Raw genomic sequence first — 18,102 nt, 5'->3', positions numbered from 1 at the left:
GAGAATGAACTCTAATTTGTGACACCAGACCGAGCTTAATCATTACCAGACACTTTTTCGCCATCTGACAAGTTTCATTTAACTATTTCGTCTGGTCGCTAATATTTTTTTAAGCCAGTTTTGACTGAAAAATTTCTGAATAGTCCCAGATGCCGATGGAAGAAGGCATTTACACGTCAGGCACACCTTACCAGTGTTTAATCTTATCATTCTTCACATTTGTGGACTAATGAACCAGATTAATCGATTTCCAATGACTTTTACGCCACGTGAAAGGGGAAAAAATGGCAAACGCGCCAAAACCAAGCGCTGCCCTTCTTTTGTTAAGGTGAGAAGAGTAAATTGGGCGAGTTTGATTTTTGGTGGCAGGTTAAAGGACTCTGCCCATAAAGGCGGTAACAATGAATTTTCAAATTGATAAATCCGGCAAGCTGGAAAATGTCTGTTATGACATCCGTGGCCCGGTACTGAAAGAAGCTAAACGTCTCGAAGAAGAAGGCAACAAAGTTCTCAAGCTGAACATCGGCAACCCTGCCCCGTTTGGTTTCGAAGCGCCTGATGAAATTCTGGTCGATGTCATTCGCAATTTGCCGAGCTCGCAGGGTTATTGCGATTCAAAAGGGCTGTATTCGGCGCGTAAAGCGATCATGCAGCATTACCAGGCGCGTGATATGCGCGATGTCACCGTCGAAGACATCTATATTGGTAATGGCGTATCCGAACTGATTGTGCAAGCGATGCAGGCATTACTCAACAGCGGTGATGAAATGCTGGTGCCTGCGCCGGATTATCCGCTGTGGACCGCCGCCGTTTCGCTGTCGAGCGGCAAAGCGGTGCATTATCTGTGTGATGAATCAGCCGGTTGGTTCCCTGACTTGGATGATATTCGCAGCAAGATCACCCCGCGCACGCGTGGCATTGTCATCATTAACCCGAATAACCCGACCGGCGCGGTTTACAGCAAAGAATTGTTGCTTGAGATTGTTGAAATTGCACGCCAGCACAATCTGATTATTTTCGCCGATGAAATCTACGACAAGATTCTCTACGACGAAGCACAACATCATTCGATTGCTGCGCTTGCACCCGATCTGCTGACCGTGACCTTTAACGGCTTGTCCAAAACCTATCGCGTGGCGGGCTTCCGTCAGGGCTGGATGGTTCTGAACGGTCCGAAGAAACACGCGAAAGGTTACATTGAAGGGTTGGAGATGCTGGCGTCGATGCGCCTGTGTGCCAACGTTCCGGCACAACACGCGATTCAGACCGCGCTGGGTGGTTATCAAAGCATTAGCGAATTTATCGCGCCCGGCGGACGTTTGTATGAACAGCGCCAGCGTGCGTGGGAATTGATTAATGATATTCCTGGCGTCAGCTGTGTGAAACCGCAAGGGGCGCTCTATATGTTCCCGCGCATTGATGCCAAGAAATTCAACATCTTTGACGATCAGAAGATGGTGCTGGATTTCCTGTTGCAAGAGAAAGTGCTGCTGGTTCAGGGCACCGCGTTCAACTGGCCGTGGCCGGATCACGTGCGTATCGTTACGCTGCCGCGCGTGGACGATTTGGAAATGGCCGTCAGCAAGTTTGGTCGTTTCCTGCAAGGGTATCGTCAGTAACCAGCTACGAGTATATACCCGTCATACTTCAAGCTGCAGCTGCGTTAGCTGCGTGTGTTCCCCCCAGTCGCTTACTTTAGTAAGCTCTTGGGGATTCACACACTTGCCGCCTTGCTGCAACTCGAATTATTTAGGGTATAGTCATCGTATTTCGGGGAAAGTTTGCTTTCCCCGCCATACGAACAGGAACCGTCCATGACTCGTAGCCATTTTTTCGCCCACCTCTCCCGCCTCAAACTGATCAACCGCTGGCCATTAATGCGCAATGTGCGCACTGAAAACGTCTCCGAGCATAGTCTGCAGGTGGCGATGGTTGCTCACGCGCTCGCCATCATCAAAAACAAAAAGTTTAACGGCAACCTTAACGCCGAGCGCATCGCCATGCTGGCGCTGTATCACGATGCCAGCGAAGTGCTGACCGGGGATTTACCGACGCCGGTGAAGTATTACAACGCGCAAATTGCACACGAATACAAAAAGATCGAGAAAATTGCGCAGCAGAAACTCATCGATATGCTGCCGCCCGAACTGCAGGACGCTTATCGCCCGTTGATTGATGAACACTTGCATAGCGAAAGTGAACAATCCGTGGTGAAGCAAGCGGATGCACTCTGCGCCTATGTGAAGTGTCTGGAAGAGTTGTCGGCGGGTAATAACGAGTTTTTACTGGCCAAAGCGCGCCTGGAAAAAACCCTGACGCAGCGGCGCTCGCCAGAAATGGATTATTTTGTTGAGGTGTTTATTCCCAGCTTTAGCCTGTCGCTGGATGAAATATCACAGGATACGCCGCTGTAAAAAAACGGGCCGCTGCGGCCCGTTACTTTATGCGGTGATAGAAAGGGTAAATTCGCCGCTATCTTCTTTGGTGACGTTTAGCGGTTCAAGCGTTGCGACGCGGAAGGTGACTTCGTCGAGGCGCGGCGCATCGGCTGGGGCATTTATGGCGATCACCGCACTGCCCGCATCCAAGCCTGAAATGATACCCGCCGGCGCATCCTCAACCACCACGCATTGCGTTGCTGAAAGCCCCAAACGCTCGGCACCGAGCAAATAAGGCTCGGGATTCGGCTTACCGTGCTTGATGTTCTCCGCAGTGATGAACACCTCTGGCATGGGTAGATTGGCGGCTTTATGGCGCGCGTGGGCAACCGGAATCGAACCCGACGTCACAATCGCCCATGGGATCTGCAGCTCGTTCAAGGTAGTCAGTAACGCTAATGCGCCCGGAATCGCCTGCACGCCTTGCGTGTCTTCCGCTTCGAGACGTTCAAGCCAGAGAAACTCCGCCTGAATCGCCTCTTCAGATTGTCCTGCCATGAAATGGCGCAGCGAATTGATGGCAGGTTTCCCGTGTATATAGCTCAGGACCTCTTCCGCCGACAAACCGTGGCGCTCGCCCCACAATGACCATGCGCGAATCACAGCAGGCAGTGAATCCACCAGCGTACCGTCTAAATCAAACAGAAAACCCCTGTACTTCACGCGTCGCTCCTTATTCAGGCATTGATAATCTGCGCGATCTCATTCGCGCTGAGATGATATTGACGCGGACAAGTGTGCCACACCGTTAGCATGCGTTGGTATTTTTCCCACATCGGCGTTTGGGCATTGAAGCCATGTGTGCCGGAATCAAAGTGGGTATAGCGCCCTTCAACGTTCACCATAAAGCGTACGTAGCCGAGATAACGTGCTTCGGTGGCCGCATCAAAGCCGAGAAACGCCAGGCGACGCTCGTCAATCGCGCTGCCATCTTTGAGGTTTGACCAGGAAACATGCAGCGCATGGTGCATTTCCATAATATCGATCAGCAGGCGACAGGTGGCTTCGGTTAGCTCGCCGAACTCTTTATCGAGCTCGCGTAACTGCAAGCCATAGCCGCGTTCAATAATGGTTTGATAACGACGATAGCGCTCGGCGTTATCGGGCTCCAGCATGGCCATCATTTTGTATTGATTGGAGAGGATCAGTCGTTGTGCGTGGGTCATTTCCATGGTTTGCTCCCGGGCCGGGCGGCCGCTTAAGATTTAAACAATGAAGAAATGATTACACAAGGAGAGTGATGCGTGTATGTCCGCACCACTTTTCTTTGATTTGAACCGGGATTTGGCTCAAATTCTCCGGCAGGTAAAAGCGTCAGCGGATCAAAGATCGTCGAGGAAAGTGCGATCGAGCTGTTTAAAGGCACGCTTCAACACATCGGCGAGCGACTGGTATGTCGGCTTACCGTCGACAGGTGCAATCGCCTGCCCCGCTTCTTGCAGTTTGCTACGCACTTCATGGAACCACTGCAGCAGCGTCGGAGGCAGCGGCGTCACAGAACGTTTACCCAACCACCATAATCCTTGCATCGGCAGGCTGCAGGCAAATAGCGCGGTAGCAATCGCTGGACCGAGTTGTCCACCCATCGCGATCTGCCACGTCAGGGTGAAAATCGCCAGCGGCGGCATAAAACGGATGGCAAAACGTGTTGCATTCACCACGCGATTTTCAGGAAACACCGGCGCCAGGCGCTTGTCTGCAGGCCAGGTCTTCATGTATCGCTGTCCGCGCTGGAATAAGCCGAACCAGCCGGGATTGTCTGTCTCATTCGCCATGATAGACCTCAACTAAATCTGCAATATTTAAAATAAACCGATAACTACACAACTTTACGTGACATCCTTCAAAAGTTTTTGTCTTTGCGGGTGACAGTGAGTATTCTGACGCCGTTTAAGTAACATTACCGGAAGCTTTAGCTCAATAAAAGAGCGGCCAGAGCCATGTTTCGCTAAGTGCTTATCAAAAATAAGCGTAAAATCACCAAAATTTTTTGCATGTCACTGAATTTTTGACTAGCACATGATGTTTATCATTAACCTACCAGCTTTCATGGGCTACGCTGTTAGTCTGATTGCGTTTTTTTTAGCCACTATTTAACAAAATAGGTACTTCCATGTCGACGAAGTTAGTTCTGGTTCTGAACTGCGGCAGTTCTTCACTTAAGTTTGCCATCCTTAACCCTGTTACCGGCGACGAATACCTCTCCGGTTTGGCTGAATGTTTCCATTTACCGGAAGCACGCATTAAGTGGAAACTGGACGGCAGCAAACAAGAAGCTCAGCTTGGCGCGGGTGCGGCACACAGCGAAGCACTGAACTTTATGGTTAAAACTATTCTGGCACAAAAACCAGAGCTTTCGGCACAAATCGCTGCAATCGGCCATCGTATTGTTCACGGCGGCGAGCAGCTGACCAAATCGGTCATCATCGACGAATCTGTTATTCAGGGCATCAAAGACGCCTCTTCTTTTGCGCCGCTGCACAATCCTGCGCATCTGATCGGTATAGATGAAGCGCTGAAAAACTTCCCGCATCTTTCTGATAAAAATGTCGCGGTTTTTGACACCGCATTCCATCAGACAATGCCGGAAGAGTCCTATCTCTATGCTCTGCCGTACAAACTGTATAAAGAGCACGGCGTTCGTCGCTACGGCGCGCACGGCACCAGCCACTACTATGTGACGCAAGAAGCCGCGAAAATGCTGAACAAACCCGTTAGCGAACTGAACGTCATCACCTGCCACCTTGGCAACGGCGGTTCCGTTTCTGCTATTCGCAACGGCCTGTGTGTTGATACCTCAATGGGCCTGACGCCGCTGGAAGGTTTGGTGATGGGTACGCGCAGCGGCGACATCGATCCTGCCATTATCTTCTTCCTGCATGATGCCCTGGGCATGAGCGTTGATGCCATCAACAAGCTGCTGACCAAAGAGTCTGGCCTGTTAGGTTTGACCGAAGTCACCAGCGACTGTCGCTATGTGGAAGACAACTACAGCACCAAAGAAGATGCCAAGCGTGCGATGGATGTGTTCTGCCACCGTCTGGCGAAGTACATCGGCAGCTACACCGCGCTGATGGAAGGCCGTCTGGACGCCGTGGTCTTCACCGGCGGCATCGGTGAAAACGCCGCGATGGTGCGCGAGCTGGCGCTGCAGAAACTGGGTCTGCTCGGCTTCGAAGTTGATCACGAGCGCAACCTGGCAGCACGCTTCGGCAAATCGGGCTTCATCAACAAAGAAGGCACGCGCCCAGCCGTGGTGATCCCAACCAACGAAGAGTTGGTGATTGCTCAAGACGCCGCGCGTCTCACCGCTTAAAAACACTTCTCTCCGTCAGCTTAGGCTGACGGAGTTGTTTTAGACAGTCTGCAACACCTGAGAGGTTTCTATCGTGTCACGTACAATTATGCTCATTCCTACCGGCACCAGCGTCGGTCTGACCAGCGTCAGCCTCGGCGTGATCCGTGCCATGGAGCGCAAAGGCGTGCGCCTGAGCGTATTCAAGCCAATTGCCCAGCCACGTGCGGGCGGCGATGCGCCAGACCAAACCACCAGCATTATCCGTAAAAGCTCCGCGATTCCTGCCGCTGAACCGCTGCAGATGTCACGCGTTGAGTCGCTGCTTGGCTCTAACCAGCAAGATGTGCTGATGGAAGAGATCATTGCCAACTACCACGCGAACGCCAAAGACGCGGAAGTAGTGCTGGTTGAAGGTCTGGTACCCACGCGTAAACATCAGTTCGCGTCTGCGTTGAACTATGAGATCGCCAAAACCCTGAACGCCGAAATCGTGTTCGTCATGGCGCTGGGCAACGATTCTCCGGCGCAGCTGAAAGAGCGTATCGAACTGACGCAAAGCAGCTTTGGCGGCAGCAAAAACAAAAACATCACTGGCGTGATCATCAACAAACTGAATGCGCCGGTGGATGAGCAAGGTCGTACGCGTCCGGATCTGTCAGAGATTTTCGATGACTCCTCCAAAGCCAGCATCGCCAACATCGATCCAAAGCAACTGTTTGCTAACAGTCCGCTGCCGGTGCTGGGTTGTGTGCCGTGGAGCTTTGATCTGATCGCCACCCGCGCCATCGACATGTGCCGTCACCTGAACGCCGATATCATCAACGAAGGTGAAATCCAGACGCGCCGTGTGAAATCTGTCACCTTCTGTGCGCGTAGCATTCCACACATGCTGGAGCACTTCCGTCCGGGTTCACTGCTGGTGACCTCAGCCGATCGCCCTGATGTGCTGGTTGCCGCCTGTTTGGCCGCGATGAACGGTGTTGAAATCGGTGCAGTGCTGTTAACCGGTGGATATCAGATTGAAGCGCCAATCGCACGCCTGTGCGAACGTGCGTTCCAGACCGGCCTGCCGGTATTTATGGTGAAAACCAATACCTGGCAGACGTCGCTTAGCCTGCAGAGCTTCAACCTCGAAGTACCGACTGACGATACGCAGCGCATCGAGAAAGTGCAGGAGTACGTGGCCAGCTTCATCAATGAAGATTGGGTGGAATCGCTGACCGCAACGTCCGAGCGCAGCCGTCGCCTGTCTCCACCGGCATTCCGCTACCAGCTCACCGAGCTGGCGCGCAAAGCCGGCAAACGCATCGTGCTGCCAGAAGGCGACGAGCCGCGTACCGTCAAAGCCGCAGCAATCTGCGCCGAACGCGGCATTGCCACCTGTGTACTGCTCGGCAACCCGGAAGAGATTCAGCGTGTTGCGGCGGCGCAGGGTGTTGAACTCGGCACAGGCATCGTGATTGTGGATCCAGAAGTGGTACGCGAAAACTACGTGCCGCGTTTGGTTGAGCTGCGTAAGAGCAAAGGCATGACCGAAGTGGTCGCGCAGGAGCAGCTGGAAGATAACGTGGTGCTCGGCACCATGATGCTGGAGAGCGGCGAAGTTGACGGTCTGGTATCCGGCGCGGTTCACACCACGGCGAATACCATTCGTCCACCGCTGCAGCTGATCAAAACCGCGCCAAACAGTTCGCTGGTGTCGTCGGTGTTCTTCATGCTGCTGCCGGAGCAGGTTCTGGTGTATGGCGACTGCGCCATCAACCCGGATCCCAATCCAGAACAGCTGGCAGAGATCGCGATTCAGTCTGCCGATTCAGCCAAAGCCTTCGGTATCGATCCACGCGTCGCGATGATTTCCTACTCAACCGGTAACTCCGGTGCCGGTAGCGACGTTGAGAAAGTGCGTGAAGCGACGCGCATCGCGCAGGAAAAACGTCCGGATCTGGTGATCGATGGTCCGCTGCAGTACGACGCCGCGATTATGGAAGACGTAGCCAAATCCAAAGCGCCAAACTCTGCGGTTGCCGGTCGCGCTACCGTGTTTATCTTCCCGGATCTGAACACCGGTAACACCACTTACAAAGCGGTACAGCGTTCTGCCGACCTGATCTCCATCGGGCCGATGCTGCAAGGCATGCGTAAGCCGGTGAACGACCTGTCGCGCGGCGCACTGGTGGATGACATCGTCTACACCATCGCATTAACGGCGATTCAATCTCAGCAGGCCGAAGGCTAATCCCTTCCCCGCCCGCCAAAAAAGCATGCACTTCGGTGCGTGCTTTTTTTTTGCCCCGCACTTCACTGGCATAAACCCTGCGCTGCGCTAACACTGATTGAAGTCTGCCCCTAATTGCGAGGTGAATAATGAGCAACAGTGATGTGCACCGCCGTCGTTTACAAGCCACACCGCGCGGCGTGGGTGTGATGTGTGATTTCTTTGCGGTGAAAGCTGAGAATGCCACGGTATGGGATCAGCATGGCCGCGAATACACCGATTTTGCCGCAGGCATCGCGGTGCTTAACACCGGGCATCGTCACCCGAAAGTGATGGCTGCGGTGCACCAGCAGCTTGAATGCTTTACCCACACCGCCTTTCAAATCATCCCTTATGAGAACTACATTCATCTCGCTGAGCGGCTGAATGCGTTGGTGCCGATTAACGGCGCGGTGAAAACCACCTTTTTCTCAACCGGTGCAGAAGCGGTCGAAAACGCGGTCAAAATCGCGCGTGCGGCCACCGTTCGTCCGGGCATCATCGCCTTCACCGGCGCGTTTCATGGCCGCACCAATATGACAATGTCGCTAACCGGCAAAGTGGTGCCGTATAAAACCGGCTTCGGCCCCTTCGCCAGCCCGGTGTTTCACGCGCGCTATCCCAACGCGCTGCACAAGGTCAGCGTGAGCGATGCGCTCGACAGCCTGGAAGCGATTTTCCGTAGCGATATTAGCCCGCAGCAGGTGGCAGCCATTATCTTTGAACCGGTTCAGGGCGAAGGCGGTTTCTACAGTGCGCCGCCAGAGTTTGTGGTTGCGCTGCGAGAATTGTGCGATCGCCACGGCATACTGCTGATCGCCGATGAGATCCAGAGCGGTTTTGCGCGCACCGGTAAACTGTTCGCCAGCGACTATTACGCCGTGCAGCCCGATATCATCACCATGGCGAAAAGTCTGGCCGGCGGTTTCCCGCTCTCGGCGGTATCGGGACGCGCGGAAGTCATGGATGCGCCAGAACCCGGCGGCCTGGGCGGAACCTATGCTGGCAGTCCACCGGCGATTGCGGCGGTGCTGGCGGTGTTAGACATTATCGAAGAAGAGGCGCTGTGCAGCCGCGCCAACCAGCTTGGCAGCCGATTAAAACAGACGTTGCAACAAGCAGATTGTAAAGCGCTGGCGGAGATACGCGGTTACGGTTCGATGATGGCGGCGGAATTCAATGATGCGGCGGGCAAGCCGTCGGCGGAGATTGCCAAAGCTATTCAGCAGCAGGCGCTGGAACAAGGTTTGATTCTGCTGACCTGTGGCGTATACGGCAACGTGATTCGTTTTCTCTATCCGCTGACCATTCCCGATGGGCAGTTCGAGGAGGCTTTGACACTGTTGGCGGGTATTCTGCGGGAACATTAATAAATGTAAGTAATAAGGTCGCCATAAATGGCGACCCTACGGCAAGATTACGCTTCGCTGCTCTGTTTACGACGAGCAGCATCGCTGTTACGGCTTAGCCACAGTGACAGCGCTTTAAGCGAATCATCGGTGAACTCGTCACAGCGTGCGGTGATCTCTTCCGGCGTCATCCAGAAGATCTCATCCACTTCCTCTTCCTGCATCGCAAACGGGCCATGGGAAACGCAGCTGAACAGCCCGCCCCATACGCGGCAATGCTGATCTTCAAAGTAGAACTGGCCGTGCTCGGCGAACGGAACGGCCGCGATACCCAATTCTTCTTCCGCTTCACGACGCGCCGATTCCAGCAGGTCTTCGCCACTCTGCACCACGCCACCGGCAGTGGCATCCAGCATACCCGGCATGAAGTCTTTAATTTCAGTACGACGCTGTACCAGAATTTTGCCCATACCATCGTGCACCACAATATAGGTAGCGCGATGACGCAGACACTGCGCACGCATCTGCGCACGGCTGGCCTGCGCAATGACTTCGTTCTCTTCGTTAACGATATCAACCCACTCGATACCGTCACCTGCCGTTTGATCCACCATCCGTAACCCTTTTCTGTTTTCGGCGTGCCCAGCACGCGCCTGTTTGCCATGCTTTATTAGAATGAGCGGTAAGGTAAAGCGTTCTTTTCGCCATCGCAAGGCGCATCGTGCTCAGCGTGTTTTACCCGATTCCGCTAACCAGAGTTGCACCGAAGCACGCTGCCACTGGAACTCAGCATAGTGTTGCAACTTCACCGGCAGCGCATCGCCGTGTAGCGCCAGACGATTGATCATCACGGCTAAATCGGTATCCGCAATCGACCATTCGCCAAACAGATTTTGCTGTCCATCAGGCAAAAGGCGCTGCACTGCAGAAATGAGTTTACTGGCGGCTTGCTCACCCGCCGGCGTAAGCGGCGCAAAGCGTTCGCCGGCGAACAGCACTTCGGTGGGACGCTCGGCGCGCAGCGCCATTAAGTCGCTGCGCAGCCATGCCTGCACTTCGCGCGCATGCGCCCGTTTCTCACGATCGCGCGGATAGAGCCGCTCGAACTCTGGCGCCGGAAAACGCTCTTCCAGATACTCCGCAATGGCTGAAGATTCCGTCAGCAGCACATCATCGATTTGCAGCGTAGGCACGCGGCAAGTCAGCGACAGCGCGCGGTATTCCTCATCCCACTGCGCATTCTGCGATAAATCAACGCGTTTGAGGGTGAAGGGAATGCCCTTCTCGGTGAGCGCAACATAAACCGACATGGCGTAAGGGCTGAAAAAGCAAGAATCTGACCACAAGGTAATGGTTGGATAATTCATTGGCTGCCTCAGGAAAGCGTCTGGTGTGCATCATGTTTACCGATTTTTATTTGTTAAGGCAATGGTGCGCTGGTCGGATCTTTAGCTGCTAAGACCAGCGCTGACTTTTCCTTTTTCTTCATAAGCGTAAGCCGAGTCACGCCGCGCGCACGCTTCTCTTCTATGCTCAATCTGAGCAGATAAAAAATGACAAGGAGGCTCAACATGCATTTACTGATCACCGGCGGCACCGGCCTGATTGGCCGCCATCTGATTCCGCGTCTGTTGCAGCTTGGCCATCAGGTGAGCGTCGTCACGCGCGATGTCGCCGCCGCACGCGAAAAACTCGACGCCAGCGTGGCGCTGTGGTCCGGCATCAATCAGCAAACCGATTTAAACGGCATTGATGGCGTCATTAATCTCGCGGGCGAACCGATCGCCGATAAACGCTGGACCGAACAGCAGAAGCAGCGGCTGTGCGAAAGCCGCTGGCAGATTACCGAGCAGCTGGTGTCGCTGATTCACGCCAGCAGCAATCCCCCGCAATTTTTGATTTCCGGCTCGGCTACCGGCTTTTATGGCGATACCGGCGATCTGGTGCTGACCGAAGAGGATCCGGGCCATGATGAATTTACCCATGCGCTGTGCGCACGTTGGGAGCAATTGGCGCTAACTGCACAGAGCGATCGTACGCGCGTCTGCCTGCTGCGCACTGGCGTGGTGCTGGCGAAAGAAGGTGGCGCGTTATCGAAGATGAAACTGCCGTTTAAGCTTGGCGTAGGCGGCCCGATTGGCAGTGGCAAACAGTATTTGCCGTGGATTCACATCGACGATTTGGTTAACGCGCTGCTGTGGTTGATCGATCACTCTGAACTGCGCGGCCCGTTCAACATGGTTGCGCCCTATGCGGTGCGCAATGAGCAGTTCGCCGCCACGCTCGGCCATGTGATGCATCGCCCAGCCTTTATGCGCACGCCCGCCAGCGCCATCAAGCTGATGATGGGCGAATCCGCGGTGCTGGTGCTCGGCGGCCAACATGTGTTGCCGAAGCGTTTAGAAGAGTCAGGCTTTGGTTTTCGCTGGTACGACTTAGAGGAAGCGTTGCGAGATGTCATGTAGGGGCGCCATTAATGGCGCCCGCCTATCACAGATTAACTCCTTTGCTGTGCCACGCGTGATTTCACTGCCGCCGGTTCATGCGTGTGTCCCGGCTGCGGCACGCGGATGATAAAGGTCAGCACGCCAGCAAACAGATACAATCCGGTATACGCCCACACCACGCCGACGATATCGAAAAACGGCAGCATCACCGACGCAATCGCGGGCGCAACAAAGTTACTCAGCCCTGCCGACAGGTTATAAATCGACACGGCGGCGCCTTTGTGATGTGGCTCCAGCGTCGGAAACACTGCGGTCATCGGCACGAAGGCGGCGACAAAAATCCCTAACATCACCGCCGGAATCAATGCCACCCAGAAGTTATGCCCGGCATATAGCGGCAGGTAGTAAAACGCCAGACTGGAGATAGCCATACCGAGGCAGCCAAACCAGCGCACCTGACGGATCCAACCCAGTTTCTCGCCGGTAATGCCCCAGAAGATGTTGGTAAAAATGGTGACGAAGAAGAACACCGCCCAGATTTGCAGCCACTCGGAAATCGTAAAGCCAAGACGATCAACAAACAGCAGCGGCATGATAATGGCGAAACCAAACAGCGACAGCGTGTTAATGATGCGAATTAAGCAGGCATAAAACACGTGCTGGTTGGTAAACAGAATAGTTACCGCGCGCGACATTTCGGCCATTTTGTCGCGCATCGGCAAATTGACGCGCGAACGGTCAACCGGCACATGGCGCAAGCTGAAATAGGCCAGCACGCCACCACAGGCAACCCAAATAATCGCCAGCCACAGCGTACCGGTTTCGCCGAGCATCGGGATGGTCAGACTCGGTAAATAGCTGCCGACCACGCCGATGCCGACGGAATACATTGCCCAGAACCAACCGGTGGCGGCCGCCAGTTTTTCACGCGGCAGCACCTGCACCAGCATCATCATGAATGAGTAGATGAATAGCGGATACGCCAGGCCGCGAATGCCGTAGAACAGCACCATCAGCGGATAGTTGCGCATGCCAAGACCCAGCGACATAAACAGCGTGTGCATGACAATCCACAGCACGAAGCCAATCATCATGGCACGCTGGGGCGTAATCAGTTCCGCCACCACGCCCGATGCCCACGCTGCTAGCGCCGCCGCCAGTCCGTAGAAGGTAAATACCACCGCCGACTGCGCTGGCGTGAAGCCCATATCGGTGATGTGGCGCGACAGAAACGCCATTTCAAAGCCGTCACCTGCCATAAAAATAGCGATGGCGAGGAAGCCCCAGAACATCTTTTTCGGTAAGCCAAACCAGTAATCATTCGATTGCATCTCATTCATCCTCTGTCTGGAATTATTCAGGCAACAACACTCGCGCCTGCTGCTGTTGTGCATAGAGCGTGCGGAACAGCTGCAACCGCTGCTGCAGCACCTTGCCGCGCGCAGCATCCGGCAGATATCGCGCCTGCACCGGCGGTTTGAGACAAACTTCGCTCTCCACACCACCCGCAGCCAGCCACGCCAGACGCGCTGCCCCTAAAGCGCCGGACGCGCTGGCGGGATGCGTGACGATCGGCTGCTGAAGCACATCCGCGATCAACTGCGCCCACAGCGTGCTGCGCGCCCCACCGCCGGTCAGGCTGCACTGACGAATCTGCTTTTGTGCGTCGCCGAGCACCGCGAAACCATCGGCGAGACCAAAAGCCACGCCTTCAATCACCGCATAGCCGAGCAGCGCACGCGGCGTTTCGTGGCGCAGATTGAAAAAAGAACCGGAGGCGTCAGGATCGTTGTGTGGCGTGCGTTCACCGGAAAGATAGGGCAGGAAAACCGGGGCATGACGCCGCTGCTCTTCGCTGAGCTGTGCCATCTCTTCCATCAGTTGGCTTTCGCTAACGGAGAGCAGATTACACAGCCAGCGCAGGCAGCTGGCGGCGCTGAGCATCACGCTCATCTGGTGCCAGCGTCCGGGCAAGGCATGGCAGAAGGCGTGCACACCCGATTGCGGATCGGCCAGCAAACGATCGTTGACGACAAAAATCACGCCGGAGGTACCCAGCGAGATAAAGGCATCGCCCGGATTGACCGCGCCAACACCTACCGCTGATGCGGCATTGTCACCGCCGCCGCCCGCCACGCAGACCGCTGCCGACAAGCCCCATTCACTTGCCAGATCGGCTTTCAATGGGGCGCTTACTGCGCTGCCTTCCACCAGCGCCGGCATATTGGCGCGCGTGAGGCCGGTGATGGCTAAAAGTTCGTCTGACCAGTCGCGCTGAGCCACATCGAGCCACAACGTGCCAGCCGCGTCTGAAGGTTCACTGATAAATTGCCCGGTTAAACGCCAGCGCAGGTAATCTTTCGGCAAGAGTACTTTGTCGATGCGACGGAAAATCTCAGGCTCATGTTCCGCCACCCAACGCAGTTTTGGTGCGGTAAAGCCCGGCATAATCATGTTGCCGCTAAGCTGCATCATTTCCGGATGTTGGGCACTGAGCGCGGCACATTGCGGCGCGCTGCGTGTGTCATTCCACAGAATGCACGGGCGCAGCACCTTGCCCTGCGCATCCAGCAGCACCGCGCCATGCATCTGCCCGGATAAACCAATAGCGCGAATCTCGCTCCAGGCCAGCGCGTCCTGCTGGCGCAATCCAGCAAGGACGTCACCGCACGCTTGCCACCAGCGCTCGGGATCCTGTTCAGCCCAATGCGCATGCGGACGCTGCACATTGAGCGTGGCGTGATTCGAGGCGATGATCTCGCCCTGCGCATTGATGATCAGCGCTTTGAGCTCCGAGGTGCCAATATCAATCCCAAGATACATAGAGCGCTCCTTATACCGCAGCCAGCGTGCGTTCTGGCTGTTTCAGCCACAGCTGCAGATCCGCCACGCTGCGCGTCACCAGCGCATGAAACGCCTTGTCCTGTGCCAGTTCGCCAAATAGCGCGTTATCGCTCAGAAAAGCGTTGAGTGCATCGGATCGGCTAAACTGCTGGCGCAGCGCATCGGCTTGCAGCACGCCATCCTGATAGGTGTAAGGCAAATCATCACTGGCCCAGCGTTGCAGGAACAGGAAGAACAGTGCAGGCAGCATGGCGGTGGCCGCCGGTTCTGCGCCGCGCTGATAGCATTCGCGCAGTGTTGGCGTCACCATGCCGGGGATTTTCGACAAACCGTCTGCGCCAACACGTTGATTGGTGTCTTTAATGTAGGGATTACTAAAGCGCGCCAGAACCACATCGCGATAATCGGCCAAATCCAGCGGGCTCGGCGACAGCGATGGCATCACATCCTGCGTCACGTAGTCATAAGCCAGTTGATAAATTGCCGGCTGACGCGTGCTGTCATCAATGTAATTGCGGCCAATCAGCGTGCCGGCCCAGGCAATCGCCGCATGCGTGGCGTTAAGGATGCGGATTTTCGCCTCTTCCCACGGCAATACCGATTCCACCAGCTCAACGCCAACCTTCTCCAGCGCCGGGCGACCGGCAATGAAGTCATCTTCAATCACCCATTGAATAAAGGATTCGGCCATCACCGCCGCGCCGTCCTCTTTACCCGTAGCGGCTTTGACGCGCTCAGCCACATCTGGCGTCGGACGCGGCGTAATACGATCCACCATGGTGTTGGGCGAGGTGGTATTTTCGCGCACCCAACTCGCTAAGGCGTTGTCACCTTTGGCGGTAAGAAACGCAAGGAAGCCGTGACGGAAACGTTCGCCGTTATGGCGCAGGTTATCGCAGTTGAGAAGCGTAACTGGTGCACCACCGTTGGCCACGCGCTGCGTGAGAATGCGCGCCAGCGCGCCATAAATCGTGCGGATGTCGCCCTTTACATCGGCCTGCACATCGGGCTGCGTAAGATCCAGTTCAAATTCCGGCGTCAAATAGTAACCGGCTTCAGTGACGGTAAAACCTATCACGCGGGTTTCACTTTTCGCTCCCTGCTCCACCAGCGCGCTGAGGTCGCTATCCCACGGCAGGATTTTGCGCAGTGACGTGATGATTTCGTAGGCGCGTTCGCCGTCTGGTGTAACGGTTTCCAGCACATATTCGCCATCTTGCGCAGCGAGTTGCTTCAGCAACGGCGCTGCATCATTGCGGATATTGCCGAGGGCAATGCTCCAGCTGTCATCGCCCTGCTCGCGTAATTTATGCAGATACCACGCCTGATGAGCACGGTGAAAAGATCCTGCGCCGATATGCATCCATACTGATTGATTAGTCATAGTCGCCTCAAAATAAACATTTGCCACCATTAAGGGCATTTGCCCGATGAGGCGTAGCATAGTGCGAGCGAGCAGCTCTGTTCTGCGAGTTCAATCACAATTAATACTTTTGCTCTTTTTTAGGGCTTTTGCTCAATTAACACTTAACCTGCATCTCGCGTTAACATGGCGCACCGGTTTTGACGGAACAGCGCGATGAGCAGAGAAGAGAAAAAACAAGAACTGGCAGCACGTGCGGCCTGGATGTATTACGTGGCGGGCGTGACGCAACAGGAGATTGCGCGCGCGTTAGGATTGTCACGTCAGGTGGCGCAGCGTTTGGTTTCCAGCGCGCGTGAAATGGGTATGGTGAGCGTAAAAATTGATCATCCGGTTACCCATTGTTTGCATCTGGCGCGCGACGTTCAGGAGAAGTTTGGCCTGCAACTGTGTCGCGTGGTGCCATCCGCCAATCTGGATGATGACGCCATTCAGCAAATGTTGGCGGTAGAAGGCGCGGCGGTGATGGCGCAATACATCAGCGAGGAGCAACCGCAGGTATTTGGCATTGGTTCCGGTAAGACGCTGCGCTCGATGATTGATGCGCTTCCCTGGGTGGAACGACCGCAGCATCAGTGCGTTTCGATGATTGGCGCGATTGCGCGGGACGATTCGGGGACGCGCTACGACGTGCCGCTGAAGATGGCGGAGAAGATGCAGGGCAAGTATTTCTTCATTCCTGCGCCGCTGTATGCCGATACGCCCGAAGATAAAGCGATGTGGATTCAGCATCAGGTTTATCAGCGCGTGACGTTACGCGCCTTGCAGGCGGATGTGGCCTTCGTCGGCATTGGTGAAGTGCAGCCCGGCTGCCCGCTGCATGCCGAAGGCTTTATCACCGATGCGCAAGTGGCTGCGCTCAACGCGCGCGGAGTGGTGGGCGAAATGCTTGGGCACTTTTTTAATCAGCAAGGTGAACGTGTGTGGGGTGAAACCGATGAACTGCTCACCAGCGTGTTGCTGGAGAGCCAGACGCAACGCCAGATTATTGGCTTTGCCGGCAGCGAGCGAAAATATCCGGCGATCCGCGCGGCGCTGCAGGGCGGCTGGGTGTCAGGTCTGGTGACCGATGAGGATACGGCGCTGAAGTTGTTGCGGGGGTAGAGGGTTCGCTGTCCCCCATCCCGGCCTTCCCCCGCCCGCGGGGGAAGGAGACGCTGCCAAATGCCACTTCAACACCCACATATAGCAGCATCTTCCTCCCCCAATTTTGGGGGAGGACCGAGGAGGGGGACAGCGAGCACTGGCCGGGATGGGGGACAGCGGGCACAAAATCTACTTCAACGATCCCTTCAAAAACTGCTGCAAACGTGGGCTTTTCGGATTACCGAACAGCTCATCTGGCGTGCCCTGCTCTTCGATTTTGCCCTGATGCAGGAAGATCACATGATTAGAGACGTGACGAGCAAACTCCATCTCGTGCGTCACCACCACCATGGTTTTGCCCTCTTCCGCCAGTTTCTGCATGATGCGCAGCACTTCGCCGACCAGTTCCGGATCGAGCGCAGAAGTGGGTTCGTCAAACAGTAACACTTCGGGCTCCATCGCCAACGCCCGCGCAATCGACACGCGCTGCTGCTGACCACCGGAGAGATGCACCGGATATTTGGCACGCGCACGTGCATCAATGCCGACTTTATCCAGATACTTGATCGCCCGCTCGCGCGCTTCCGCCTTGCTCAGCCCCAGCACCTGAATCGGCGCTTCGGTGACGTTGTCCAGCACCGTCATGTGGCTCCACAGGTTGAAGTGCTGAAACACCATCGTCAGGCGTGTACGCAGCATACGCAGCTGCTCTTTATTAGCGACTTTCAGTTGACCATCAGTGTCGCGCACCAGATTGATTTGCTGGTTGTTGACCGCAATGGTGCCTTCGCTCGGTTTCTCGAGGAAGTTAATGCAGCGTAAGAAGGTACTTTTCCCGGAACCGGACGAGCCAATAATGCTGATCACATCGCCGGCATTCGCCTGCAGCGATACGCCTTTCAGAACTTCATGTTCACCGTAACGTTTGTGCAGTTCGGTAACGCTTAATTTATTGTCAGCCAT

General features: G+C 55.2%; 16 protein-coding genes. 7 read left to right on the top strand and 9 right to left on the bottom strand.

Features of this window, described 5'->3' with window-relative positions:
* Positions 1-401: 401 nt before the first annotated feature.
* Complete coding sequence (locus HX773_RS08520) at positions 402-1,619, top strand: pyridoxal phosphate-dependent aminotransferase (protein WP_008105154.1); 1,218 nt, start codon at positions 402-404, stop codon at positions 1,617-1,619.
* Positions 1,620-1,814: 195 nt separating this feature from the next.
* Positions 1,815-2,414: a 5'-deoxynucleotidase gene (gene yfbR / locus HX773_RS08515; RefSeq protein WP_176971187.1), complete on the top strand. Its 600-nt coding sequence runs from the start codon at positions 1,815-1,817 to the stop codon at positions 2,412-2,414.
* A 27-nt stretch (positions 2,415-2,441) separates the two neighbouring features.
* Here the strand turns inward: yfbR and HX773_RS08510 are convergent, their stop codons facing one another.
* The 3 genes from HX773_RS08510 to yfbV form a co-directional block, all read right to left on the bottom strand.
* Entirely contained in the window at positions 2,442-3,101 is a 660-nt protein-coding gene (locus tag HX773_RS08510; RefSeq protein ID WP_176971186.1) for a sugar phosphatase, read from the bottom strand.
* A gap of 14 nt (positions 3,102-3,115) precedes the next feature.
* Positions 3,116-3,610, bottom strand: a complete 495-nt coding sequence (locus tag HX773_RS08505) for a YfbU family protein (RefSeq protein ID WP_008105160.1) — start codon at positions 3,608-3,610, stop codon at positions 3,116-3,118.
* A 150-nt stretch (positions 3,611-3,760) separates the two neighbouring features.
* Positions 3,761-4,213, bottom strand: coding sequence for a terminus macrodomain insulation protein YfbV (yfbV, locus tag HX773_RS08500; protein ID WP_176971185.1), 453 nt, complete (start codon positions 4,211-4,213; stop codon positions 3,761-3,763).
* A gap of 338 nt (positions 4,214-4,551) precedes the next feature.
* Here yfbV and ackA point away from each other — a divergent pair, with 338 nt between their 5' ends.
* The 3 genes from ackA to HX773_RS08485 all read left to right on the top strand — a co-directional run bounded on the left by ackA (position 4,552) and on the right by HX773_RS08485 (position 9,360).
* Positions 4,552-5,754: an acetate kinase gene (gene ackA, locus HX773_RS08495; RefSeq protein ID WP_176971184.1), complete on the top strand. Its 1,203-nt coding sequence runs from the start codon at positions 4,552-4,554 to the stop codon at positions 5,752-5,754.
* 73 nt (positions 5,755-5,827) lie between these two features.
* Complete coding sequence (gene pta / locus HX773_RS08490; RefSeq protein ID WP_176971183.1) at positions 5,828-7,972, top strand: phosphate acetyltransferase; 2,145 nt, start codon at positions 5,828-5,830, stop codon at positions 7,970-7,972.
* A 128-nt stretch (positions 7,973-8,100) separates the two neighbouring features.
* Positions 8,101-9,360 (top strand): 4-aminobutyrate--2-oxoglutarate transaminase, encoded by a 1,260-nt coding sequence (locus tag HX773_RS08485; protein ID WP_176971182.1) that lies wholly within the window; start codon positions 8,101-8,103, stop codon positions 9,358-9,360.
* 47 nt (positions 9,361-9,407) lie between these two features.
* Here HX773_RS08485 and yfcD read toward each other — a convergent pair whose 3' ends face one another.
* Together yfcD and yfcF are read right to left on the bottom strand one after the other, a co-directional pair.
* Positions 9,408-9,953 (bottom strand): NUDIX hydrolase YfcD, encoded by a 546-nt coding sequence (yfcD, locus tag HX773_RS08480; protein WP_007889295.1) that lies wholly within the window; start codon positions 9,951-9,953, stop codon positions 9,408-9,410.
* 111 nt (positions 9,954-10,064) lie between these two features.
* Positions 10,065-10,706 (bottom strand): glutathione transferase, encoded by a 642-nt coding sequence (yfcF, locus tag HX773_RS08475; RefSeq protein ID WP_176971181.1) that lies wholly within the window; start codon positions 10,704-10,706, stop codon positions 10,065-10,067.
* Positions 10,707-10,910: 204 nt separating this feature from the next.
* On the opposite strand from yfcF, the gene HX773_RS08470 reads away from it, so the two are divergent.
* Entirely contained in the window at positions 10,911-11,804 is an 894-nt protein-coding gene (locus HX773_RS08470) for a TIGR01777 family oxidoreductase (RefSeq protein WP_176971180.1), read from the top strand.
* Positions 11,805-11,836: 32 nt separating this feature from the next.
* Here the strand turns inward: HX773_RS08470 and HX773_RS08465 are convergent, their stop codons facing one another.
* Genes HX773_RS08465 through dalD form a run of 3 tightly spaced genes read right to left on the bottom strand, consistent with a single transcriptional unit; the run spans position 11,837 to position 16,014 of the window.
* The gene (locus HX773_RS08465) at positions 11,837-13,117 is read right to left on the bottom strand and encodes an MFS transporter (RefSeq protein WP_176971179.1); all 1,281 of its coding nucleotides are present in this window, start codon (positions 13,115-13,117) and stop codon (positions 11,837-11,839) included.
* 22 nt (positions 13,118-13,139) lie between these two features.
* On the bottom strand, positions 13,140-14,609 hold the full coding sequence (xylB, locus tag HX773_RS08460) for a xylulokinase (RefSeq protein ID WP_176971178.1): 1,470 nt from the start codon (positions 14,607-14,609) through the stop codon (positions 13,140-13,142).
* Positions 14,610-14,619: 10 nt separating this feature from the next.
* The gene (gene dalD, locus HX773_RS08455) at positions 14,620-16,014 is read right to left on the bottom strand and encodes a D-arabinitol 4-dehydrogenase (protein ID WP_176971177.1); all 1,395 of its coding nucleotides are present in this window, start codon (positions 16,012-16,014) and stop codon (positions 14,620-14,622) included.
* A gap of 195 nt (positions 16,015-16,209) precedes the next feature.
* On the opposite strand from dalD, the gene HX773_RS08450 reads away from it, so the two are divergent.
* Positions 16,210-17,157 (top strand): sugar-binding transcriptional regulator, encoded by a 948-nt coding sequence (locus HX773_RS08450; RefSeq protein WP_176971176.1) that lies wholly within the window; start codon positions 16,210-16,212, stop codon positions 17,155-17,157.
* Between the two features lie 171 nt (positions 17,158-17,328).
* On the opposite strand, the gene hisP is transcribed toward HX773_RS08450, so the two are convergent.
* The gene (gene hisP, locus HX773_RS08445) at positions 17,329-18,102 is read right to left on the bottom strand and encodes a histidine ABC transporter ATP-binding protein HisP (protein ID WP_101763641.1); all 774 of its coding nucleotides are present in this window, start codon (positions 18,100-18,102) and stop codon (positions 17,329-17,331) included.

Source organism: Pantoea sp. B9002 (assembly GCF_013385945.1).
Lineage (GTDB): Bacteria > Pseudomonadota > Gammaproteobacteria > Enterobacterales > Enterobacteriaceae > Pantoea.
Note: the sequence above shows the minus strand (reverse complement) of the source record. Positions and strands in the feature narration are given on the sequence as shown.

What these genes read in the sequence shown, in the direction of transcription:
- yfbR (WP_176971187.1), top strand. Translation starts at nt 1,815, where the DNA reads ATGACTCGTAGCCATTTTTTCGCCCACCTCTCCCGCCTCAAACTGATC.
- HX773_RS08520 (WP_008105154.1), top strand. Translation starts at nt 402, where the DNA reads ATGAATTTTCAAATTGATAAATCCGGCAAGCTGGAAAATGTCTGTTAT.
- HX773_RS08450 (WP_176971176.1), top strand. Translation starts at nt 16,210, where the DNA reads ATGAGCAGAGAAGAGAAAAAACAAGAACTGGCAGCACGTGCGGCCTGG.
- HX773_RS08505 (WP_008105160.1), bottom strand. Translation starts at nt 3,610, where the DNA reads ATGGAAATGACCCACGCACAACGACTGATCCTCTCCAATCAATACAAA.
- yfcD (WP_007889295.1), bottom strand. Translation starts at nt 9,953, where the DNA reads ATGGTGGATCAAACGGCAGGTGACGGTATCGAGTGGGTTGATATCGTT.
- yfbV (WP_176971185.1), bottom strand. Translation starts at nt 4,213, where the DNA reads ATGGCGAATGAGACAGACAATCCCGGCTGGTTCGGCTTATTCCAGCGC.
- hisP (WP_101763641.1), bottom strand. Translation starts at nt 18,102, where the DNA reads ATGGCTGACAATAAATTAAGCGTTACCGAACTGCACAAACGTTACGGT.
- ackA (WP_176971184.1), top strand. Translation starts at nt 4,552, where the DNA reads ATGTCGACGAAGTTAGTTCTGGTTCTGAACTGCGGCAGTTCTTCACTT.
- HX773_RS08465 (WP_176971179.1), bottom strand. Translation starts at nt 13,117, where the DNA reads ATGCAATCGAATGATTACTGGTTTGGCTTACCGAAAAAGATGTTCTGG.
- HX773_RS08485 (WP_176971182.1), top strand. Translation starts at nt 8,101, where the DNA reads ATGAGCAACAGTGATGTGCACCGCCGTCGTTTACAAGCCACACCGCGC.
- xylB (WP_176971178.1), bottom strand. Translation starts at nt 14,609, where the DNA reads ATGTATCTTGGGATTGATATTGGCACCTCGGAGCTCAAAGCGCTGATC.
- dalD (WP_176971177.1), bottom strand. Translation starts at nt 16,014, where the DNA reads ATGACTAATCAATCAGTATGGATGCATATCGGCGCAGGATCTTTTCAC.
- yfcF (WP_176971181.1), bottom strand. Translation starts at nt 10,706, where the DNA reads ATGAATTATCCAACCATTACCTTGTGGTCAGATTCTTGCTTTTTCAGC.
- HX773_RS08470 (WP_176971180.1), top strand. Translation starts at nt 10,911, where the DNA reads ATGCATTTACTGATCACCGGCGGCACCGGCCTGATTGGCCGCCATCTG.